Origin of the sequence: Agromyces subbeticus DSM 16689 (assembly GCF_000421565.1) — a bacterium.
Taxonomy (GTDB): Bacteria; Actinomycetota; Actinomycetes; order Actinomycetales; family Microbacteriaceae; genus Agromyces; species Agromyces subbeticus.
The window spans coordinates 1-17,667 of record NZ_ATXG01000024.1 but is presented as its reverse complement, the minus strand read 5'-3'; the positions used below and the strand labels follow the sequence as shown (position 1 = coordinate 17,667).

General features: G+C 71.0%; 19 protein-coding genes and 1 rRNA gene. 7 read left to right on the top strand and 13 right to left on the bottom strand.

The features are described from left to right. Positions 1-73: 73 nt before the first annotated feature. The 4 genes from H521_RS0119765 to H521_RS0119750 are packed head-to-tail and all read right to left on the bottom strand — an operon-like array spanning position 74 to position 2,583. Positions 74-919, bottom strand: coding sequence for an ABC transporter permease (locus H521_RS0119765; protein WP_022894737.1), 846 nt, complete (start codon positions 917-919; stop codon positions 74-76). Then, positions 916-1,830, bottom strand: coding sequence for an ABC transporter ATP-binding protein (locus H521_RS0119760; RefSeq protein WP_022894736.1), 915 nt, complete (start codon positions 1,828-1,830; stop codon positions 916-918). Before H521_RS0119760 ends, H521_RS0119765 begins: the two co-directional genes overlap by 4 nt. A gap of 35 nt (positions 1,831-1,865) precedes the next feature. Further along, positions 1,866-2,354 (bottom strand): Clp protease N-terminal domain-containing protein, encoded by a 489-nt coding sequence (locus H521_RS0119755; protein ID WP_022894735.1) that lies wholly within the window; start codon positions 2,352-2,354, stop codon positions 1,866-1,868. After that, positions 2,347-2,583, bottom strand: coding sequence for a hypothetical protein (locus H521_RS0119750; RefSeq protein WP_022894734.1), 237 nt, complete (start codon positions 2,581-2,583; stop codon positions 2,347-2,349). Before H521_RS0119750 ends, H521_RS0119755 begins: the two co-directional genes overlap by 8 nt. A 124-nt stretch (positions 2,584-2,707) precedes the next feature. On the opposite strand from H521_RS0119750, the gene H521_RS24565 reads away from it, so the two are divergent. Further along, on the top strand, positions 2,708-3,181 hold the full coding sequence (locus H521_RS24565) for a GNAT family N-acetyltransferase (RefSeq protein WP_022894733.1): 474 nt from the start codon (positions 2,708-2,710) through the stop codon (positions 3,179-3,181). Between the two features lie 6 nt (positions 3,182-3,187). On the opposite strand, the gene H521_RS25620 is transcribed toward H521_RS24565, so the two are convergent. Further along, the gene (locus H521_RS25620; protein WP_084512726.1) at positions 3,188-4,207 is read right to left on the bottom strand and encodes a GNAT family N-acetyltransferase; all 1,020 of its coding nucleotides are present in this window, start codon (positions 4,205-4,207) and stop codon (positions 3,188-3,190) included. 191 nt (positions 4,208-4,398) lie between these two features. Between H521_RS25620 and H521_RS0119725 the strand changes: the two genes are divergently transcribed. The 3 genes from H521_RS0119725 (at position 4,399) to H521_RS0119715 (ending at position 7,039) form a co-directional block, all read left to right on the top strand. Continuing rightward, positions 4,399-5,787 carry an L-serine ammonia-lyase gene (locus H521_RS0119725; protein ID WP_022894732.1) on the top strand — a complete coding sequence of 463 codons (1,389 nt, stop codon included), beginning with the start codon at positions 4,399-4,401 and terminating at the stop codon, positions 5,785-5,787. Positions 5,788-5,884: 97 nt separating this feature from the next. Beyond that, the gene (locus tag H521_RS0119720) at positions 5,885-6,079 is read left to right on the top strand and encodes a hypothetical protein (protein WP_022894731.1); all 195 of its coding nucleotides are present in this window, start codon (positions 5,885-5,887) and stop codon (positions 6,077-6,079) included. Between the two features lie 72 nt (positions 6,080-6,151). Further along, complete coding sequence (locus tag H521_RS0119715; protein ID WP_022894730.1) at positions 6,152-7,039, top strand: sulfurtransferase; 888 nt, start codon at positions 6,152-6,154, stop codon at positions 7,037-7,039. 163 nt (positions 7,040-7,202) lie between these two features. On the opposite strand, the gene H521_RS24550 is transcribed toward H521_RS0119715, so the two are convergent. Next, on the bottom strand, positions 7,203-7,739 hold the full coding sequence (locus H521_RS24550; protein ID WP_022894729.1) for a rhodanese-like domain-containing protein: 537 nt from the start codon (positions 7,737-7,739) through the stop codon (positions 7,203-7,205). Positions 7,740-7,823: 84 nt separating this feature from the next. Between H521_RS24550 and H521_RS0119705 the strand changes: the two genes are divergently transcribed. Continuing rightward, entirely contained in the window at positions 7,824-9,488 is a 1,665-nt protein-coding gene (locus H521_RS0119705) for a cation:proton antiporter (RefSeq protein WP_026482515.1), read from the top strand. A gap of 3 nt (positions 9,489-9,491) precedes the next feature. Here the strand turns inward: H521_RS0119705 and H521_RS0119700 are convergent, their stop codons facing one another. Beyond that, complete coding sequence (locus H521_RS0119700; RefSeq protein WP_022894727.1) at positions 9,492-10,766, bottom strand: M18 family aminopeptidase; 1,275 nt, start codon at positions 10,764-10,766, stop codon at positions 9,492-9,494. Between the two features lie 27 nt (positions 10,767-10,793). Further along, the gene (locus tag H521_RS0119695) at positions 10,794-11,726 is read right to left on the bottom strand and encodes a J domain-containing protein (protein ID WP_022894726.1); all 933 of its coding nucleotides are present in this window, start codon (positions 11,724-11,726) and stop codon (positions 10,794-10,796) included. A 106-nt stretch (positions 11,727-11,832) separates the two neighbouring features. On the opposite strand from H521_RS0119695, the gene H521_RS0119690 reads away from it, so the two are divergent. Further along, complete coding sequence (locus tag H521_RS0119690) at positions 11,833-12,261, top strand: DUF1761 domain-containing protein (RefSeq protein ID WP_022894725.1); 429 nt, start codon at positions 11,833-11,835, stop codon at positions 12,259-12,261. Positions 12,262-12,289: 28 nt separating this feature from the next. On the opposite strand, the gene H521_RS0119685 is transcribed toward H521_RS0119690, so the two are convergent. Further along, positions 12,290-13,891 carry a DUF7059 domain-containing protein gene (locus tag H521_RS0119685; protein ID WP_022894724.1) on the bottom strand — a complete coding sequence of 534 codons (1,602 nt, stop codon included), beginning with the start codon at positions 13,889-13,891 and terminating at the stop codon, positions 12,290-12,292. A gap of 165 nt (positions 13,892-14,056) precedes the next feature. Between H521_RS0119685 and H521_RS0119680 the strand changes: the two genes are divergently transcribed. Beyond that, positions 14,057-14,389, top strand: a complete 333-nt coding sequence (locus H521_RS0119680) for a hypothetical protein (RefSeq protein ID WP_022894723.1) — start codon at positions 14,057-14,059, stop codon at positions 14,387-14,389. Here the strand turns inward: H521_RS0119680 and pnuC are convergent. The 4 genes from pnuC to rrf all read right to left on the bottom strand — a co-directional run. After that, entirely contained in the window at positions 14,340-15,023 is a 684-nt protein-coding gene (gene pnuC, locus H521_RS24545) for a nicotinamide riboside transporter PnuC (RefSeq protein WP_022894722.1), read from the bottom strand. The genes H521_RS0119680 and pnuC overlap by 50 nt on opposite strands. Further along, on the bottom strand, positions 15,020-15,436 hold the full coding sequence (locus H521_RS0119670) for a DUF3054 domain-containing protein (RefSeq protein WP_022894721.1): 417 nt from the start codon (positions 15,434-15,436) through the stop codon (positions 15,020-15,022). The genes pnuC and H521_RS0119670 overlap by 4 nt, the downstream gene beginning before the upstream one ends. Before the next feature lie 35 nt (positions 15,437-15,471). Next, positions 15,472-17,364 carry a thioredoxin domain-containing protein gene (locus H521_RS0119665; protein WP_022894720.1) on the bottom strand — a complete coding sequence of 631 codons (1,893 nt, stop codon included), beginning with the start codon at positions 17,362-17,364 and terminating at the stop codon, positions 15,472-15,474. 209 nt (positions 17,365-17,573) lie between these two features. Further along, positions 17,574-17,667: ribosomal RNA gene (gene rrf, locus H521_RS25255) — 5S ribosomal RNA — on the bottom strand; the annotation flags it as partial.

The following is a 17,667-nucleotide window of genomic DNA, read 5'->3' as shown; positions in this document are numbered from 1 at the left end:
GGCCGGGATGTTATGTGGCAACTTACGGTGCTCGAACCTGATTGGTCAACAATCTCGACGGTCGGGTCGTGCGTCACCCGACGCGCTGCAACGCCCGCTCGCGGCGCTGGGCGACACTCGAGCCCGACTCCCGCCGCGCCATCCTTCGCAGCACGATCGGGGCCAGGATGAGGCCGGCGATCGCCCAGGCGCCGAGCACCGCCGCCGTCTCGAACAGCCGCCACGACTCGCCGATCTCGACGACGACCGCGTCGTCGGGCAGGAACGCCGCGCGCATGCCGAGCCCGAGCCAATAGACCGGGAAGACCTGCGCGATCCACTGCAGCCACTCGGGCAGACCGGTGATCGGTGCGAAGATGCCCGAGATCGCGATCAGCCCGAGCACCGGAAGCGAGAGGTAGCCCGCGCCGCGCGGGGACGCGATGAGGGAACCGAGCATCGCGCCGATCGTCTGCGTCGCGACGAGTCCGAGCACGAGCACCCACGTGAAGGTGACCCACGACACCGGGTCGGCGAGGTCGAGCCCGTCGACGAGGAACACCCCCGGAACGAGCAGGATCGCCAGATACGCGAGGATCGTCGCCGAGATCTGCACGATCTTGCCGACGAGATAGGCGCGGATGCCACCGGGTGTCGCCTTGGCGCGCAGGAGCGTGCCGTCTTCGCGATCGGCGGCGAGCTGCTGCACGACGAGCAGCAGGCCGAGCGCGACGAACATGCCGAGCGCACCCGGGAGGATGATCGTGCCGAGCTCGTACCCGGTGTCGCCGATCGGCAGGTCTCGAAGGAAGAAGACCGCCACGAGTGTGGCCACCGGCCAGAGCAGCTGATTGATGAGTTCCATGCCGGTGAATGCCTGCCGGAGCTCGATCAGCCCGCGCCGGATCCCGGAGCGGACGGCGGTCGTCGCCCCGCTCATCGGGTCACCTCGGCGAGCTGGTCCGCGGAGGTCTCCGCACTCCGGACGAGCTCGAGGTAGGTGTCCTCCAGCGACGCGCGCCGTAGCTCGAGCTCGCTGATCTCGCCGCCGTGGCGCGCGAACAGCTCGCGTGCGTAGGCCGTCGAGTCCGCAACGTACTGCACCGAACGTTCGCCGCCCTGCACCCAGCTGATCTCGTCGTGACCGACGAACTGCCGGGCGAGCTCATCGGGGGTTCCGTTCGCGATGATGCGCCCCCCGGTGAGGATGACGATGCGGTCGGCGAGCTTGCCCGCCTCGTCGAGATCGTGAGTGGTGATGAGCACGGTGGTGTCGAGATCGTCGCGAATGCGCCGAACGAGACTGTGGAAGTCGCGTCGCGCCTTCGGGTCGAGGCCGGTCGTCGGCTCGTCGAGGAAGACCAGCTCGGGGCGACCGACGAGCCCGATCGCCACGTCGAGTCGTCGCCGTTGCCCGCCCGAGAGCGTCTTGACCGACTTGCCGGCGTGCTCGGTCAGGCCGACGGCTGCCAGCAACTCGTCGACATCCCATGGGCGGCGAATCTGCGCCGTCGAATACGGCTCGTACAACGAGCCCTGAAAGGCGAGGAGTTCGCCGACCCTCCATTTGGCGTGATCGCGCCACGACTGCAGAACCACGCCGATGCGGGCACGCCAGTCTTCATCGCCATGAGCAGGATCGCTGCCCAAGACCTCGACCCGGCCGGCCGATCGCATGCGGAACCCCTCGAGGATCTCGATCGTCGAGGTTTTGCCGGCCCCGTTCGGTCCGAGCAGGGCCAGCACCTCTCCGCGGTCGACCTGGAAGGTCACGTCGTGCAGCACGTCGTCCGTGCCGTAGCGCATGCGAAGTCCTTCGACCTCGATCGCACGGTTGTCTGTCATCGTCATCTTCGCTCCCCGTCGTCCTGCGATCCGGCCCGTGGTCAGAGGTGTTCGAGTCGAGTGATGAGTGCCGCGCGATCGACACCCGCGTACGCGAGCGCTCGGGGGACCGTGCCGAGGTCGAGCCGCAGCACGCCGATGAGCGCGTCGGCGACGGCGAGTCGCTCGCGCTCGGCGCGGCTCCGATCGCGGCGTGCCGTGAAATTGCCGCGCTTGAGCGCCTCGCGGATCGACGATCCCCACCCCGGGCGCGAGGAGCCGGTCGCGTGCAGCCGCTCCTCGGCGACGGGTTCGATGCCCGCCGCGCGAAGGGCGTGCTCGCGTTCGCCGCGCAGCGCGGCCTCGACGCCGGCGTAGTCGAGGCCGACGTCGGCGAGCTCGAGCGCCGCGACATCCCCGCTCGCCGCGATCGAGAGCAACAGGTGCTCGGGCTCGACCTTGGCCGCGCCGCGGCGGGAGGCCTCGTCGATGGAGCGCACGATGACGGCCTTCAGCCCGACGCCGAGATCTTCGTGCAGTTGCTCAGGCATTGCGTCTCCTCAGTTCGATGCCGGCGGTTTCGAGCCGGCGGTGGTGCTTCTTGTGCACGGCCTGCCGGGTGACGCCGAGTGCTTCGGCGACCTGGCCCCAGCTCCAGCCGGCGCGCATGGCTCGCTCGATCGCGGCGTCTTCGAGTCGGTCGGCGAGCTCGCGCAGTGCCACGACGGCGGCGAGATCGTCGGCTTCGGCTCCGGTCGGTTCAGGCAAGTGCGGGGTCATATAGGCAACCTAAGTTGCTAATGCATGTTTGTCAACCTCAGTTGCTTATCGAGTGGTTCGGCAGCAGTCCACCGACCTCGAACTGGCCGTTGTCTCGCACTGCCGAGTGCGATTTCATCGAAGGATGCCTCGCTCCACCGCCGACCTCGACACCACCGCCGACCTCGACACCACCCCCGATGCGTCCACCGACCTCGAGTTCTCCGACGACCCCGGCCGTCTCGACCTCGAGCGCATCCACGCCTGGCTCGCGGAGGAGTCGTACTGGGCGATCGGGCGATCCCGAGAGGCTCACCAGGCCGCCGTCGCGGCCTCGCGCAACTACGGCATCTACGATCGCGCGAACGGCGCGCAACTCGCCTACGCGCGGGTCATCACCGACGGCGTCACGTTCGCCTGGCTGTGCGATGTGTTCGTCGCCACCGAAGCACGTGGTCGCGGCATCGGCGTGGCCCTCATCGAACAGGTCATGGCCTCGCTCGAACCGCTCGGCCTGCGACGCATCGGTCTCACGACCGCCGACGCGCACGGGCTCTACGAGCGATTCGGGTTCCGCCCGCTCGACCAGCCCGAGCAGTGGATGGCTCGCATGGGGTGAGCCGGCTCAGGCCGCTGCATCACGCTCGTAGGCGAGCATCAGAAAGCTCGAGCCATCGGGCCGCACGAAGGTGAACTCACGTTCGTGCAGTCGCTCGAAGCCGAGTCGCTCATAGAGGCGCTGCGCGGCCACCATGTCGGGCCCGGTGTTGAGCACCACCCGATCGATGCCGCGAATGCGCGCGAGCCGCAGCACGTGCCCGACGAGCAGTTCGCCGATGCCACGCCGCCGTGCGCCTGCAGCCACCCCCAGGAACCGGAAGTCGAGCTCGCCTGCACGTGCGAGCGGCGAGATCGCGGCGCCCGCCACGGGCGTCGATGCCGTGCCGAGCAGGGCGCCGCTCGAGGCATCCATCGCCACCCAGACCTGGTGGTCGCGAGCACGCTCGGCGACCGCGGCGATGTCGGCCCGGTACGCCTCGCTCAACTCGAAATCGCTCGCGTACGCCCCCTCGACGAGTGCGGCGACGAGGTCGGTCTCTTCAGAGCGCATGAGCCGCAGACGCACATCGTCGCGCTGCTGCAATGCGAAGCGGTAGGCACAGGCCACGACCTCGCCGAAGCGTTCGTCGCGCTCGGGCAGCCGTTCGAACCCGAGCCGGGCGTAGAGCCCCTGCGCTCGCAGGTTGCGATCGCCCGTGTCGAGCACGAGCGCATCGGCGCCCCAGCCGAGCGCGACCTCGACGCTCGCGCGCATGAGTGCCTCGCCGATGCCGGCACCTTGAGCCTCAGGCGCTACTGCGACGAGGCGCACCTCGGCCTCACCCAGCGCCGCGACCCTCGCGTACGGCGTGCCGGCGCGCAGCACGCTCGCCGTGCCGAGCAGCTCGTCGCCGCGCACCGCGACGAGCACGGTGCCGGATGCCGCGCGCCCGTGCACATCGCGCTCGAAGGCGCGTCGCTCGGCGCTCGCGGGCAGGTGGCCATAGGGGCCCGCGGCGAATGCCCGCTCGATGAGCGCGGGTTCGGCAGCTGCCTCTTCGTCTCGGATCGAACGGATGGTGAAGGGGGCGTCGACGTTCTGCATGATCGGATCAAGCCTACGGCGGCCCTCCGACCTCTGCGGCGGCTCCGGCGACCCGTGCGCGCGCCGCCTTGATCGGCCGCGTGCGCGAGAACCGCCGATCGTGCGCGGAACACGCGCCGCCGGGCGCCGAGGCGCACGATTCTGCGAGCCGGCGCCACCACGGTGCGCGACGCCCGGCGTAGCCTTGATGGGTGACAGCGTTCGTCTCAGCCCTCGATCTCTTCTCGATCGGCATCGGCCCCTCGAGCTCGCACACCGTCGGCCCGATGCGGGCGGCCCGTGCGTTCGCCGAGCGACTCATCGACGACGGCGTGCTCGACGAGGTGCGCCGCATCACCTGCTCGCTCTACGGTTCGCTCGGCGCCACCGGGCTCGGCCACGGCACTCCCGACGCCGTCGTCGCCGGCCTCGCGGGGCTCGAGCCGCAGACCTGCGACCCCGACGAGGTTCGCGGCGCCTGGTCGCGTCTCGGCGATGCCGGCGACGACGTGCGCATCGCCGGCAGCCGAGCGGTGCGGATGCTTCGCAGCGACGTCTCGCTCGTGCCACGCACTCGCCTTCCCGGCCACCCGAACGCGATGACCCTGCAGGCGTGGGGCGACGGCCCGCTGCCGCTCGCCGAAGAGACCTACTACTCCGTGGGCGGTGGCTTCATCCGCCGCGAGGGAGACGCCCCGCACGAGTCGGAGGCGCTGCGGCATCCGCTGCCCTACTCGAACGCCGACGAACTGCTCGCGCTCTGCGAGCAGCACGGTGTGTCGTTCTGCGACGTCGCGCGGTCCAACGAGGTCGCGGTACACGGCGAAGCCGGCATCGACGCCGGGCTCGACGCGATCTGGGGCGCCATGGCCGACTGCGTCGCGCACGGGCTCGAGACCGAGGGCACGCTTCCCGGCGGCCTCGGTGTCAAGCGCCGGGCCCCGCAGGTGCGCCGTCGCCTCGAGGAGTACGACCGAGACGAAGCGCACAGCTCCTCGCCGCACCGCGACACCTCGACCGAGTGGCTGCACGCCTTCGCGCTCGCCGTCAATGAGGAGAACGCCTCGGGCGGGCGGGTGGTCACGGCGCCGACGAATGGCGCTGCCGGCATCATTCCGGCGGTCGGCCACTACTACCTGCGGTTCGTGCCCGGTGCGGATGCCGCCGGCATCCGCCGCTACCTGCTGACCGCCGCGGCGATCGCCTCGCTCGTGAAGAAGAACGCCTCGATCTCGGGCGCAGAGGGCGGCTGCCAGGCCGAGGTCGGATCCGCGTGCGCGATGGCCGCCGGGGCGCTCTGCGCCGTGCTCGGCGGCACGCCGCGCCAGATCGAGAACGCCGCCGAGATCGCCATGGAGCATCACCTCGGCCTCACGTGCGATCCCGTGGCCGGCCTCGTGCAGGTGCCGTGCATCGAGCGCAACGCGATCGCCTCGTCGACCGCGGTCTCGGCCGCCCGGCTCGCGCTGCACGGCGACGGCACGCACCTCGTCTCGCTCGACACCGTCATCGAGACGATGCGCCAGACCGGTCTCGACATGATGACGAAGTACAAGGAGACGAGCGAGGGCGGGCTCGCCGTCAACGTCGTCGAGTGCTGAGCGCGGGGGCGGCCGGCCGCTGGGCGTCCTGTCCCCCGCATTGGACCTCGCGCGCATGGCGCCGGAGTGCCAGTCTGTGCACATGCAGCCTGTGTACATGGAACAAGCGGAACCCGCCATCGATCAACTCTGGGGCGTCGGCGTCATCGGACTCGTCGTCGGCCTCCTCGTCTATCTCGCCGTGCTGGCGCTCATGCTCTGGATCGGGTATCTCATCGTCAAGGCGGCCGTGCGCAACGGCCTCAAGGAGCACACGACATGGCTCGAGGGCCGGCGCGGGCCGCTGCGCTGACACACGGCGACACGATGACGTCGTGTTGCACGCCCCGGTGCCCGGCGAGGGCGTCGCAGCTAACGTTTCGCCATGACCGCACCCGCCCTCGAGTTGCCCGGCCCCCTCGTCACCGCCGACTGGCTCGCCCAGCAGCTGGGCGATGAACGCCTCGTCGTCGTCGATGCGAGCGTGCTCGGGGTCGACACCCCCGGCGGCTTCCGTTGGCTCTCGGGCCTCGACGACCATCTCATCGAGGGGCACGTGCCGGGGGCGGTCTTCGCCGACGTGCTCGAGGAGTTCTCCGACCCGGCCGGTCGGTTCCCGTTCACCCGACCCGACCTCGACCGGCTCACCGCGGCGGCGCGAGACATCGGCATCGACGACGAGTCGATCGTCGTCGTCTACGACTCGTCGATCGGGCACTTCGCCGCGAGGTTCTGGTGGCTGCTCGCCTCGGCGGGCTTCGCCGGCGTCGCCGTGCTCGACGGCGGACTCACCGCGTGGCGTGCCCGCGGCGGCACCCTCGCGACCGGGTTCCAGCCACCGCGACCGGCGGGCCGGCTCTCGCTGACCCCGCTCGACGGGTTCTGGGCCGACGCCGACGAGGTACGCGGCATCGTCGACGGCGCGGTGGATGCCGCGCTGGTCTGCGCGCTCTCACCCGCCGAGTTCCGGGGCGAGGCGGGCCGGCGGCCGCGGCGTGGACACATCCCCGGGAGCGTCAATGTTCCCGTCGGGTCGGTCGTCGATCGCACATCGCGCACCCAGCTGCACGGCTCGGCGCTCGCCGAGCGACTCGCCCCGGTCGAGGCGCCGACCTCGGCGCGCGTGGTCGTCTACTGTGGCGCCGGCATCGCCGCGGCCGGCACCGGATTCGCGCTCCGCCGAGCAGGCCGCGCCGACGTCGCGCTGTACGACGGGTCACTCGACGAGTGGGCCGCCGATCCCGAGGCGCCGCTCATCACGCTCGCGAGCTGACGGGCGCCCGGGCGGATGCGGGTGCGTCGACGCCCGACTGCCCGGCACCCATCGCTGCCCAGATGGATGCCGGTGCGTCGACGCCCGACTGCCCGGCACCCATCACTGCCCAGATGGATGCCGGTGTCCCGGCCGGCACCCACCCGAGTGCGGTGCACCTGCGTCAGCAGGCGCAGCTGATGGCCGCGTTCGACACGGCGTTTCCGCCGAGGCCGGCCTCGGCGACGTTCGTGAGGGCGTCGGGTGCGAACTGCGCCGGCCCCTCGTCGGTGTCGTAGGCGAAGCCCTCGCGCACCCAGTACTCGAAGCCGCCGAGCATCTCCTTCACGGGGTGGCCGAGCAGCGCGAACTCGAGGGCGGCACGCGTTGCCCCGTTGCAGCCCGGGCCCCAGCAGTACACGACCACGGGGGTGCCCGCCGCAATCCGTTCCGCGGCCTCTGCGGCGATCCGGCGGCCGGGCAGGTGCACGGCTCCCGGCACATGACCCTGCGCCCACGAGGCGTCGCTGCGGGTATCGACGAGCACGAAGTCGCGCGCCGGTTCGGCGAGTGCGGCGGCGACATCCGACACGTCGGCCTCGAAGCCGAGGCGGCCGCGGAAGTGTGCGATGGCCGCGCTGGAGTCGGCGACGTGCGCGAACAGCGCCGGAACGGCCGACATCGGAACGGTCTGCGTCGAGGTGTGGATCGTTTCGGTCATGCCTTCACCCTGTCATCGGCCGAGCGATCGGACCCCGTGAAATCGCGCCGTCGTGGCGCGACATCCGGCCATTACCCTGAGGGCATGCATATCGGCGAGGTCTTCCTGTTGCTCGGCGGCTCGCTCGCGGTCACCGCCTTCGCCAGGTGGCGGGGCTGGCCCGCTCCGCTCCTCGTCATGGGGGTCGCCTTCATCGTCTCGGTGGTGCCGGTGGTGCCCGCGATCGAGGTCGACGGCGAACTGGTGCTCACCCTCGTGCTGCCGCCGTTGCTGTACTCGGCCGCGCTCGACGTGACGTACCTGAACTTCCGGCGCAGCATCCGGCAGATCCGGCGTCTGGGCGTCTTCCTGCCGATCGCGACGGCCGCAGCCGTCGGGCTCGTGGTGTGGCTCATCGCGCCGAGTCTCGGCCTGCCCCTCGCGCTGCTGATCGGGGCGATCGTGGCGCCGTCGGATGCCGTTTCGGCGGCGGCCGTCGGTCGCAAGCTCGGGCTGCCGCGGCGTGTCATGACGGTCATCTCGGGCGAGAGCCTCGTGAACGACGCAACCTCGATCACGCTCTTCCGCACCTTCGCCGCGATCGTCGCGGGCGCCACGGTGACCTGGCTCGACGGCATCGGCTCGTTCGTGATCGCCGTCGTCGTCGGCACGGGGCTCGGCCTCGTCATCGGATGGCTCGTGACGCTGCTGCGCACTCGACTCGACGATCCCGTCGTGCTCGGCACCGTGAGCCTCCTCATTCCCTTCGCCGCCTATGCGATCGCCGAGCGGCTCGGCGGGTCGGGCGTGCTCGCCGTGGTGGCCGCGGGCATCCTGATCGGCTACCACGCGCCGAAGACGAGCTACGCGACGAGGCAGCAGGAGCGCCCGATCTGGCAATCGATCGACGTGCTGCTCGAGGGGCTCGTCTTCGCACTGATCGGGCTGCAGTTGAGCCCTGCGGTGCTCGACGTGCTGGCCAGCCCGCTCGGCCTCTGGGCCAACCTGGGCATCGCCGGCGTCGTGCTCGCGACCGTCATCGTCGTTCGCATCCTGTGGGTCTTCGGCGGCTATGCCCTGTCGCGACGCATCGGCGAATGGCTCGCCCCGGTCTGGGCGAGGCGGGGCCGCCGCTACCACGTCGAGCCGAAACTCGCACCGAAGGAGCTCGCCGTGATCTCCTGGGCGGGCATGCGCGGGGTGGTCACGCTCGCGACGGCGACCGCGATCCCGGCCATGGCAGGCGACCCGACGGCAGCCAGCACGGTCTTCCTGATCGCCTTCGTGGTCACCGTCGGCACGCTCCTGCTGCAGTCGACCACGCTGCCGGTGCTGATCCGCCGGCTCGGCGTCGTCGCCGACGACGAACGCGATCAGGATCGGAAGGAGATCCAGGCCGTGCTCCGGCGGAGCAGCACGGCCGGCCTCGCCTACGTCGAGGAACGCCGTGAAGAGTGGCGCGAGCGCTTCGGCGCCGAACTCGCCGACGAGGTCATCGGCCGATTCGAGAAGCGCATTCGAGCGGATGCCGCGAAGACGCGCCAGCTCGAGAACGAGGCCGAGGCGCCGCCAGTCGTCTCGCACGCCGAATTCGCCGAACTGTCGCGGCACTGGATCGCCGCGCGACGCGCGGTCCTCCTCGAGGAGCGCGACGCCGGACACCTGAACGAGGAGGTCATGCGCGAGCTGTTCTTCGCGCTCGACGCAGAGGAGCTCGCGCTCGACTCGCGCGCAGCCGTGCGCGCCGATGCCCGCGGCGAATTGCCGTGAACGCTACTCCGCCGCGCTGAAGAACGCGGTGACCGCGGCGCCGAGCGCCACGAGGTCGTCGACGTGGGCCAGTTCTCGGGCCGAGTGCATCGACAGCAGCGGAACGCCGACGTCGACCGTGCGGATGCCGAGGCGGGTCGCCGACAGCGGCCCGATCGTCGAGCCGCACGGCATCGAGTTGTTCGACACGAACGACTGGGTCGCCACCCCGGCGGCACTGCAGAGCGCGGCCCAGAACGCCGATCCCGCAGCGTCGCTCGCGTAGCGCTGGTTCGCGTTGAGCTTCAGCAACGGCCCGCCGCCGAGCACAGGCCGGTTCGCGGGGTCGTGCCGGTCGGAGTAGTTGGGATGCACCGCGTGGCCGGCATCCGACGACACGATCCAGGATGCCGCGAACGCACGCCGACGCTCGACCTCACCGCCGCCGAGGCTCGCGCCGATGCGCACGAGCACGTCCTCGAGGAACGGGCCGCTCGCGCCCGATCGCGACTCGGAGCCGAGCTCCTCGTGGTCGAACGCGGCCAGCACGCTGATGTGGCCGCCGTCGCTCGGCGTCTCGAGCAGGGCGGCGAGGCCGGCGTAGACCGAGCTCAGGTTGTCCATGCGCCCCGAGGCGAACAGCTCGTCGTCGCGACCGAAGCGCGCAGGGGTCTGCGTATCGGCGACGAGCACGTCGTGGCCGACGATGCGATCGGCGGTCGTGCCGACCGAGCCGGCGAGCACGCCGAGGATGTCGCCCTCGGCGCCCACTCCCCAGATCGGTTGCATGTGGCGCTGCTTGTCGAGCGTGAGGCCCTTGTTCACCTCGCGGTCGAGGTGGATCGCCAACTGCGGAATGCGCAGCATCGGCCCCGTGCGCACGAGGTGCTCGACGCCGTCGTCGGTCACGATGCGCCCGGCGAGCTCGAGCTCGCGATCGAGCCACGAGTTCAGGAGCGGCCCGCCGTAGACCTCGACCCCGGCCTGCAGCACGCCTTCCGACGTCGAGCTCGGCCGCGGCTTCAGCTTGAACGACGGAGAGTCGGTGTGGGCGCCGAGAACCCGATACGGCGTCGTCGGCCCCGCGGCATCCGGTGTCACCCAGGCGATGACGGCGCCATCGCGAACGACCACGCGACGGCCGCCACCCGCCGGCCACTCGTCACGCTCGTCGAGCCGGTCGAATCCGGCCGCCTCGAGGCGCCGGGCGACCTCGGCGGCCGCGTGGTACGACGATGGAGCGGCCTGAACGAACTCGGCGAAGTCGGCGATGTAGGGGTCGGTGTTCGATGCGGGCATCCTCCCATCAAACACCGCTCGCGGTCGCTATGCGAACTGCACGACCGCCTGCAGGCGCGAGCGCACTTCCATGACCTCGGTGCCGCCCAGCTGAGCCGAGCCCGGCAGGCCCTCGCGCACGGCGCTCGCGAGACGTGAGCGCCGCACGAGCGCGACCACGGCGCCGCGGTTGGTGCCGCCGAGTTCGAGGGACTCCTCGGCGTGCTCGTCGGGCACCACCATGAGCAGTGCGGTCGGCTTCACCCGGGCGGCCCGCCCGATCGCCTTCGCCCGTGCCGCGAGCGCGCGAACCGGGCGCTCGCCGGCGAGCGCCTCGCCGACCAGCTCGCCGCGCTTCATCGCGACCGGGCCGCCCCAGTCCTCGGACTGGATGGCGAAGAGCCCGCTCGGGCCGAGCACGAGGTGGTCGAGCTTCGGCGGCAGGCCGCGGCCCGCGGCATCCGTCGCGAGGTCGTGCCACACCGTGTAGGCGATGCCGAGCGTCGAGAGGGCGCGCGCGCTCGACTCCTCGGCGAGGGCGTCGGCGAGCACGTGACGGATGTCGCGCGGCGCACTTCGCACGAGCGCGGGATCGTAGGGGTCGGCGAGCGTGACGCCGCGCCCCGCCCACTCCCGGATGAGATCGAGGTAGCGCTCGCGCGACAACCCGCCGGGGTGGCCGTAGGTGCGGGCGAGCGGGCGGGAATCTCGTCGTGCCCTGGGCGCAGCCGGCGCCCACGCCTCTCGCGTCGGCTCGGGTGCCCCGCCTCGCGCGCCGCGGTCGAAGAGCGCTCGCGCATCGGGCGTGCCGACGAGCTCCCACGCCACCTGCACGGCGTGGAATCGCACCACGTCGCCGCCGGTGTCGGGGTGGGCCTCACGGAGCGCCCGGCGGTAGGCGAGGCGCAGCGCCGCATCGTCGGCGTCGGCGGCGACGCCGAGCACCTCGTACGGGGAGGCGGAGAGCGGACTGTCGGGCATGGGCTCGCTTTCGATGTGCGACCACGAGAATACCGCGGCCCGGCTGTGCGCGGGTCTAGACTGCCGACCACAGGGGCAGTTCGGACGAATCGCACGGGAGGCTGAGATGCTCATCGAGGTCAACTACTGGGCAGTGATCGTCGCAACGCTGTCGACGATGCTCGTCGGCTCGGTCTGGTACACCCCGAAGGTCTTCGGCAACTACTGGATGCGGGTCGCCAAGGTCGACGACTCCGGCGACCGCGGCGCCGTGGGCCCCATCGTGACGACGCTCGTCGTGAGCTTCATCTCGGCGTGGGTGCTGGCGATCGCCACGCAGGTCGCGTGGACGGCACTCGGCGGCAACTACCTGCTCATGGCGATCACGACGGGCCTCATGCTGTGGGCTGGATTCACCGCGGCCCGCTTCATCACGCACGACGCGTTCGAGGGGCGGCCGTCGGGTCTGACCATCTTGAACATCGCGCACGAGCTCGTGACCGTGCTCGTCATGGCGCTCATCATCGGGGTGTGGCCGCCCGCCGGCACCGTCTGACCCGGCACCGTCTGACCCGGCGCCCGGCTCACTCCGCGAAGCGCAGCAGGCCGTCGTCGACGAGCGTTCGCACGGCGGGCAGCAGTTCACGCGCGAGCGCCGCCTCGTCGACGTCGAGCAACTCGGCGAGGGCGCCGACGATCGCCCCGATCGCGAGCTCGCCATCGCACGCGCCGACGAGTGCCGCGAGGCCGGTGTCGAGAGTGATCACCCTGCAGAAGCCACCGCCCTGGCGCAGCAGCATCGCGGTCGGATCGTCGTCGCCGGGCCAATAGTGCCGTTCCTCGGTGACGTCGCCCGCGGTCACGAAGCGGGCCGCGGCGAGTGCGGCGTCGTCGAGCTGCGCCTGCCGATCGCGGGCGGCGAGGCACTCGGCGAGGTGGGCGCCGAGGCCCTCGGCGTTCGACCCCAGGGGGCCGTGCAGCCGTTCGAGCCGGGCGAACCGCCTGGGGGCGGATGCCGCGGCATCCGCTCGGCGAAGCAGCACGTACCCGAACCCGACGCTCTCGACGCCGCGAGCGGCGAAGTCGTCGAGCCAGACGTCGTAGAGCCGGTCGAACTCGGCGGTGCCGGGCTTCGTGCCGCCGTCGCGGATCCAGGTCTCGGCGTACTCGGTGACGTGCTGCACCTCGCGCTCGACGACCCAGTGGTCGAGTGCTCCGGCCCAGCCGCCCACTCGCTCGAGCGCATCGAGCTGCTCCTCGGCGCGGTACTCCCAATTGCCGAGCAGCTGCGCGATTTCACCGGGCTGCAGATGCTCGTGCATGCCGCCGACGACCGCCTCGACGAGCGCGTCGCCGACCATGCCGCCGTCGCGGTAGTCGTATTCGGGAACGCCCTCGGCGCGAGGCGTGATCACGAACGGCGGGTTCGAGACGATGCGATCGAATCGCTCCCCCGCGACCGGCTCGAACAGGCTGCCGAGACGCAGCTCGACGCCCTCGATGCCGTTCAGCGCGAGATTCAGGCTCGCGATCATGAGCGCTCGCTCCGAGATATCCGTCGCGACGACCCGCTCGGCGAATCGCGAGGCGTGCATCGCCTGGATTCCGCACCCGGTGCCGAGATCGAGCACGGTCGCCGTGGGCGTCGGCAGCATGAGCCCCGACAGCGTCATCGAGGCGCCGCCCACGCCGAGCACGTGCTGCTCGCCGAGCGCACCGTCGAGCATGAGCTCGCCGACGTCCGAGATGATCCACCACTCACCGCCGCCACGTGCGTCGGTGAAGCCGTACGGCCGCAGGTCGAGTGCGGCGCGAGCGGATGCCCCGCCGCGGTCGACGGTCACGAGCCCGAGCTCGATCGCGCCCGCGACCCCCAGGGCGGGTAGCGCCTGCTCGAGCTCCGACACTTCAACGTCGTCGCCGAGCACGAAGAGCGCAGCGAGCACGGCCCGCGCGGGGAGCCCGCCCGGAGCTACGCGCTGCGCGGCGAGCGCCCGTCGCGCGGGCACTCGTTCGCCACGATGCAGGGCCGCCGCGGGCGCGGGGCCCCACAGCGCGTCGACGGCCGCAACGGTGTAGCTCGCGGCGCCCAGGTCGGTACGGAGGCGCTCGAGCAGCTCAGCCGCGCGTGCATCGTCGACGGCGGAGACGACGCGTTCGGGCGTCGATGCGGGTTCGGTGCTCATCCGACCATTCAAGCGCACAGCGGTGCAACGGCCGCGGCACGGCTGCCGCCACTCGACCGTCATCGACTCGACACCTGAAGTACACGTCGGATTGCGCCCTGTAACCCGCGCGTCACATGGTGCGTTTAGCGTTGATTACGATCGGATGTAGCGAGGGGAGGGCGCATGGCAGAGTCGACGACGCTCGAGCGTCTGCGCCAAGACGCGCGAGACGAACTCTCGGCACTCATCGAGTTGCGGTGCCGCCTGGGCGAAGACCCCTGGGTCTTCCTGCCCGACCTTCCCTCGGTCGATGAGCAGGTGGTCGCGACTCTGCGCGAGGAGCGCCTGCATTCCGAGCGCTGGCGCACCGTGCGGGCGCGCGCCTACCACCCGGCCGCTCGTGAGGGCGACGCCGCGAAGTTCGAGTTCGACCTGTTGCGCGAGATCGCCCTCGATCACCCCGAGCTCAGCTCGGCGGTGTGGCTGGTGCTCGACCGGGTGCCGTCTCGCTGGTGAGTCGCTGCACTCGCATCCAGGTGAAGAATCCGAAGATCGTGAAGGCGCCGTAGAAGACGTAGAGCAGCGCCGATGCGTAGTAGCCGGCGCTGATCAGCAATGGCACGCCGACGATGTCGACGGCCACCCAGATCAGCCAGAACTCGGTCCACCCCTTCGCCATGCCCCAGGTGGCGAGCAGCGAGCCCATGAAGATCCACGCGTCGGCCCACACGGGTTCGAACGAGCCGAGCGCGCGAAAGACCGGGGTCAGCACGAGCGTGCCGCCGACGAGCGCGACGCCGAGCAGGATGCGCGCTCGCGCACTCGCCCAGCGCGGTTCGACCGCGTTCGCGCTCACGTGACGGTGCTGCGACCAGCGCACCCAGCCGTAGATCGACACGGCGATGAACATGAGCTGGCGACCGGCCTGGCCGAGCAGGTTCACGGGATTCGGGGTGTCGAACACCGCACCGAGGAACACGGTGAAGAGCAGCGCATTGCCGACGATGCCGACGGGCCAGGCCCAGACCTTGCGGCGCAGTCCGCCGAGAGCGCTCGCGAGCCCGAAGAGGTTGCCGACGATCTCGCGCCAGAGGATCACCTGGTCGCCGATCACGAGCTGGGCGTCGAAGAGCCACTCGATCGGGTTCATGTCGCGCTCGAGGTCGAGGCGCGGTTCGCGATGCGCAAGCGACGCCCGACGGGCAGTGCGACGAGCCGCCAGCCGATGAGGAACAGCGCAAGGGTCACCGTCGCGACGATGACGAACGCGACGGCGGTGCCCTGCCCGCTGACGAGACGGAGCAGCATGCCGCCCGTCACCGTCACCGCCCACACCACGACGCCGGTCGGCCAGACCGCGAAGGGCCGCCGCCATGCCATGGCGGCGAGCCACCCCGCAGCGAGTGCGACGAGGAACGGCCACGCGGTGCCTGCGATGCCGACCACGTCGAGTCCCTCGGCGTGGCTTCGTCGCCCGATCAGCACGAACGCGATGACGAGCACCGCGTCGATGACCGCGGCAGCCGCGATGGCACCCGATTCGCGCCGCGCTCGCCCAGTCATGCTCTCATCGTATGGGCCGCCGGGGCTTCGCCTGCCTACGCCCCCGCGCCGAGTGCTGTGAGCGCGGCCGCATCGCCTACGGGCAGCGCGCAGACGAACGCCTCGCAGCGATAGGCGACCGCCTCGCCGGCCCGCACCCCGCGCCCCTCGAACAGCGAGAACCCCGCCTCGGCGAATGCCAGCGACTGCCGTTCGTCGACGAACGCCGTGACGGATGCCTCGTGCACCCGCGTGGCCTCGAGAAGACAATGCGCGGCGGTGCCCGCCGCGAGGCCGACCCGATCACCGTCGGGCACGACGGTGACGAGTTGCACGGCGGGTGCCGTCATGCGGGCCATGAGCTGGAGTGCACCGCCGAATGCGAGGGGACGTGCGGGGGCGATGCCGGCGACCGCCGCCATCGCTCCCTCGGCGGCGGCACGGTATCGCTCGCCGGCGCCCAGCAGGTACAGCCGCCACGCAGCATCCGCGCACGCCGTCGCGCCTGCCGTCGTGGCGCCCTCTGCGGGATCCTCGGGCAGCTCGAGCCCGCGGGCGCGCAGCACCGGGTCACCGCCTCCGGGCGGGGCGAACGGTGTCGCCTCATCGGGCGACGCCGACATGGCCGCGTCGATGAGCGAGCGCGCAGCAACCGCGTAGCCGGCCTCACCGCCCGCCAGGGCGAGCTCGAGCAACCCGCCCGCCAGCATGCCCGTGTCCTCGAGCACCGCGGCCGCGGTCGACGCCGTGCCGTCGAGTGACGCCCGGACGAGCGAGCCGTCGGGCCGTACATGGCGCGCGAGCAACAGGTCGGCGGCGCGCCGGGCAGCGTCGAGCGAGGCATCATCACGCCGCACGAACCCGTGGCGCGCCAACGCACCGATCGCGAGCCCGTTCCAGCCCGTCAGCACCTTCTCGTCGAGGGCTGGCGGCTCAAGCGACGTACGCCCGGCCGCATCCCGGTGGTAGTAGCCGCCTTCATCGCGCACGCCGTCGATGATGCTCTCCGAGTCCTGGGCGCTCGCGAACGCGCCGTCGGGCAGCTGCATGCGCTCGATGAGGAAGCGTGCCACCCCGTCGGCGATCGCGCCGGGCGCCGGGTCTGCGGCGTCTGCTCCGACGAGCTCGGTGCCGACGCTCAGCAGCAGGGCGTTGTCGGTCAGCATGCGCTCGTAGTGCGGTTCGCTCCAGTCCGCTCGGGTCGCGTACCGGAAGAACCCGCCGTCGACGGGGTCCCGCAGTTGCGAAGCACCCATGAGCCGCAGCGTCCGCGCCGCGCGAGAGCGCGCGGGCTCCCCCATTGCGACGAGGAAGCCGAGCACCGGTGCCACAGGGAACTTCGGGGCACCCCCGAAGCCCCCGTGCACGAGATCCTCCTGGCGCAGCAGTTCGTCGACGGCGGCCTGCAATTGCGCTCGGTCGGGCAGTGCACCCGCGATCTGAGCCGCGGATGCCGCCACCAACGCCTCGGCGACCGCATCGGCCGCGCCGGTGAGCTCGTGCCGGCGTTCACGCCACGCCTCGCTCACTGCCGCCAGCACTTGCGAGAACGACGGCACGCCCTGAACCGGACGCGGCGGGTAGTAGGTGCCGGCGTAGAACGCGCGGCCCTCGGGAGTCGTGAACACCGTCAACGGCCAACCCAGTTGCTGCGTGAATGCCGAGGCCGCCGCGAGAAAGCTCGCGTCGACGGCGGGGTGCTCCTCACGGTCGACCTTGATCGCGATGAAGCCCTCGTTCAGCACCTCGGCGATCGCCGGATCGCTGAAGCTCTCGCGCGCCATCACATGACACCAATGGCACGTCGCGTACCCGATGGAGATGAGCACCGGCACGTCACGCTCACGAGCTGCGTCGAACGCCGCTTCGCCCCACGGGTACCAATCGACGGGGTTGTCGGCGTGCGCACGCAGGTAGGGGCTCATGGCTTCGCTGAGACGGCTGCCCATCTCACCAGCCTACGTCGGGCCGTCGCAACCACGGCGGGTTCCGGAGGCGGAACAACCCGGAAACGACGAAGAGCCGCCCCACCGGGACGGCTCAGTACTGCTTCTTCGCGTCTGACTGCTCTTCGCGCCGGCGCTGAGCGCCATGCGCCTTCGCCTTCGCGTTAAATGAGAAGAGCCGCCCAACCTTGGGCGGCTCTTCTCGAAATGATGTCCGGCGGTGTCCTACTCTCCCACAGGGTCACCCCTGCAGTACCATCGGCGCTGCGAGTCTTAGCTTCCGGGTTCGGAATGTGTCCGGGCGTT

Excerpts from the sequence above, each read along its gene's own strand:
- H521_RS0119765 (WP_022894737.1), bottom strand. The coding sequence starts at position 919 with ATGAGCGGGGCGACGACCGCCGTCCGCTCCGGGATCCGGCGCGGGCTG.
- H521_RS0119760 (WP_022894736.1), bottom strand. The coding sequence starts at position 1,830 with ATGACGATGACAGACAACCGTGCGATCGAGGTCGAAGGACTTCGCATG.
- H521_RS0119755 (WP_022894735.1), bottom strand. The coding sequence starts at position 2,354 with ATGCCTGAGCAACTGCACGAAGATCTCGGCGTCGGGCTGAAGGCCGTC.
- H521_RS0119750 (WP_022894734.1), bottom strand. The coding sequence starts at position 2,583 with ATGACCCCGCACTTGCCTGAACCGACCGGAGCCGAAGCCGACGATCTC.
- H521_RS24565 (WP_022894733.1), top strand. The coding sequence starts at position 2,708 with ATGCCTCGCTCCACCGCCGACCTCGACACCACCGCCGACCTCGACACC.
- H521_RS25620 (WP_084512726.1), bottom strand. The coding sequence starts at position 4,207 with ATGCAGAACGTCGACGCCCCCTTCACCATCCGTTCGATCCGAGACGAA.
- H521_RS0119720 (WP_022894731.1), top strand. The coding sequence starts at position 5,885 with ATGGAACAAGCGGAACCCGCCATCGATCAACTCTGGGGCGTCGGCGTC.
- H521_RS0119715 (WP_022894730.1), top strand. The coding sequence starts at position 6,152 with ATGACCGCACCCGCCCTCGAGTTGCCCGGCCCCCTCGTCACCGCCGAC.
- H521_RS24550 (WP_022894729.1), bottom strand. The coding sequence starts at position 7,739 with ATGACCGAAACGATCCACACCTCGACGCAGACCGTTCCGATGTCGGCC.
- H521_RS0119705 (WP_026482515.1), top strand. The coding sequence starts at position 7,824 with ATGCATATCGGCGAGGTCTTCCTGTTGCTCGGCGGCTCGCTCGCGGTC.
- H521_RS0119700 (WP_022894727.1), bottom strand. The coding sequence starts at position 10,766 with ATGCCCGCATCGAACACCGACCCCTACATCGCCGACTTCGCCGAGTTC.
- H521_RS0119695 (WP_022894726.1), bottom strand. The coding sequence starts at position 11,726 with ATGCCCGACAGTCCGCTCTCCGCCTCCCCGTACGAGGTGCTCGGCGTC.
- H521_RS0119690 (WP_022894725.1), top strand. The coding sequence starts at position 11,833 with ATGCTCATCGAGGTCAACTACTGGGCAGTGATCGTCGCAACGCTGTCG.
- H521_RS0119685 (WP_022894724.1), bottom strand. The coding sequence starts at position 13,891 with ATGAGCACCGAACCCGCATCGACGCCCGAACGCGTCGTCTCCGCCGTC.
- H521_RS0119680 (WP_022894723.1), top strand. The coding sequence starts at position 14,057 with ATGGCAGAGTCGACGACGCTCGAGCGTCTGCGCCAAGACGCGCGAGAC.
- pnuC (WP_022894722.1), bottom strand. The coding sequence starts at position 15,023 with ATGAACCCGATCGAGTGGCTCTTCGACGCCCAGCTCGTGATCGGCGAC.
- H521_RS0119670 (WP_022894721.1), bottom strand. The coding sequence starts at position 15,436 with ATGACTGGGCGAGCGCGGCGCGAATCGGGTGCCATCGCGGCTGCCGCG.
- H521_RS0119665 (WP_022894720.1), bottom strand. The coding sequence starts at position 17,364 with ATGGGCAGCCGTCTCAGCGAAGCCATGAGCCCCTACCTGCGTGCGCAC.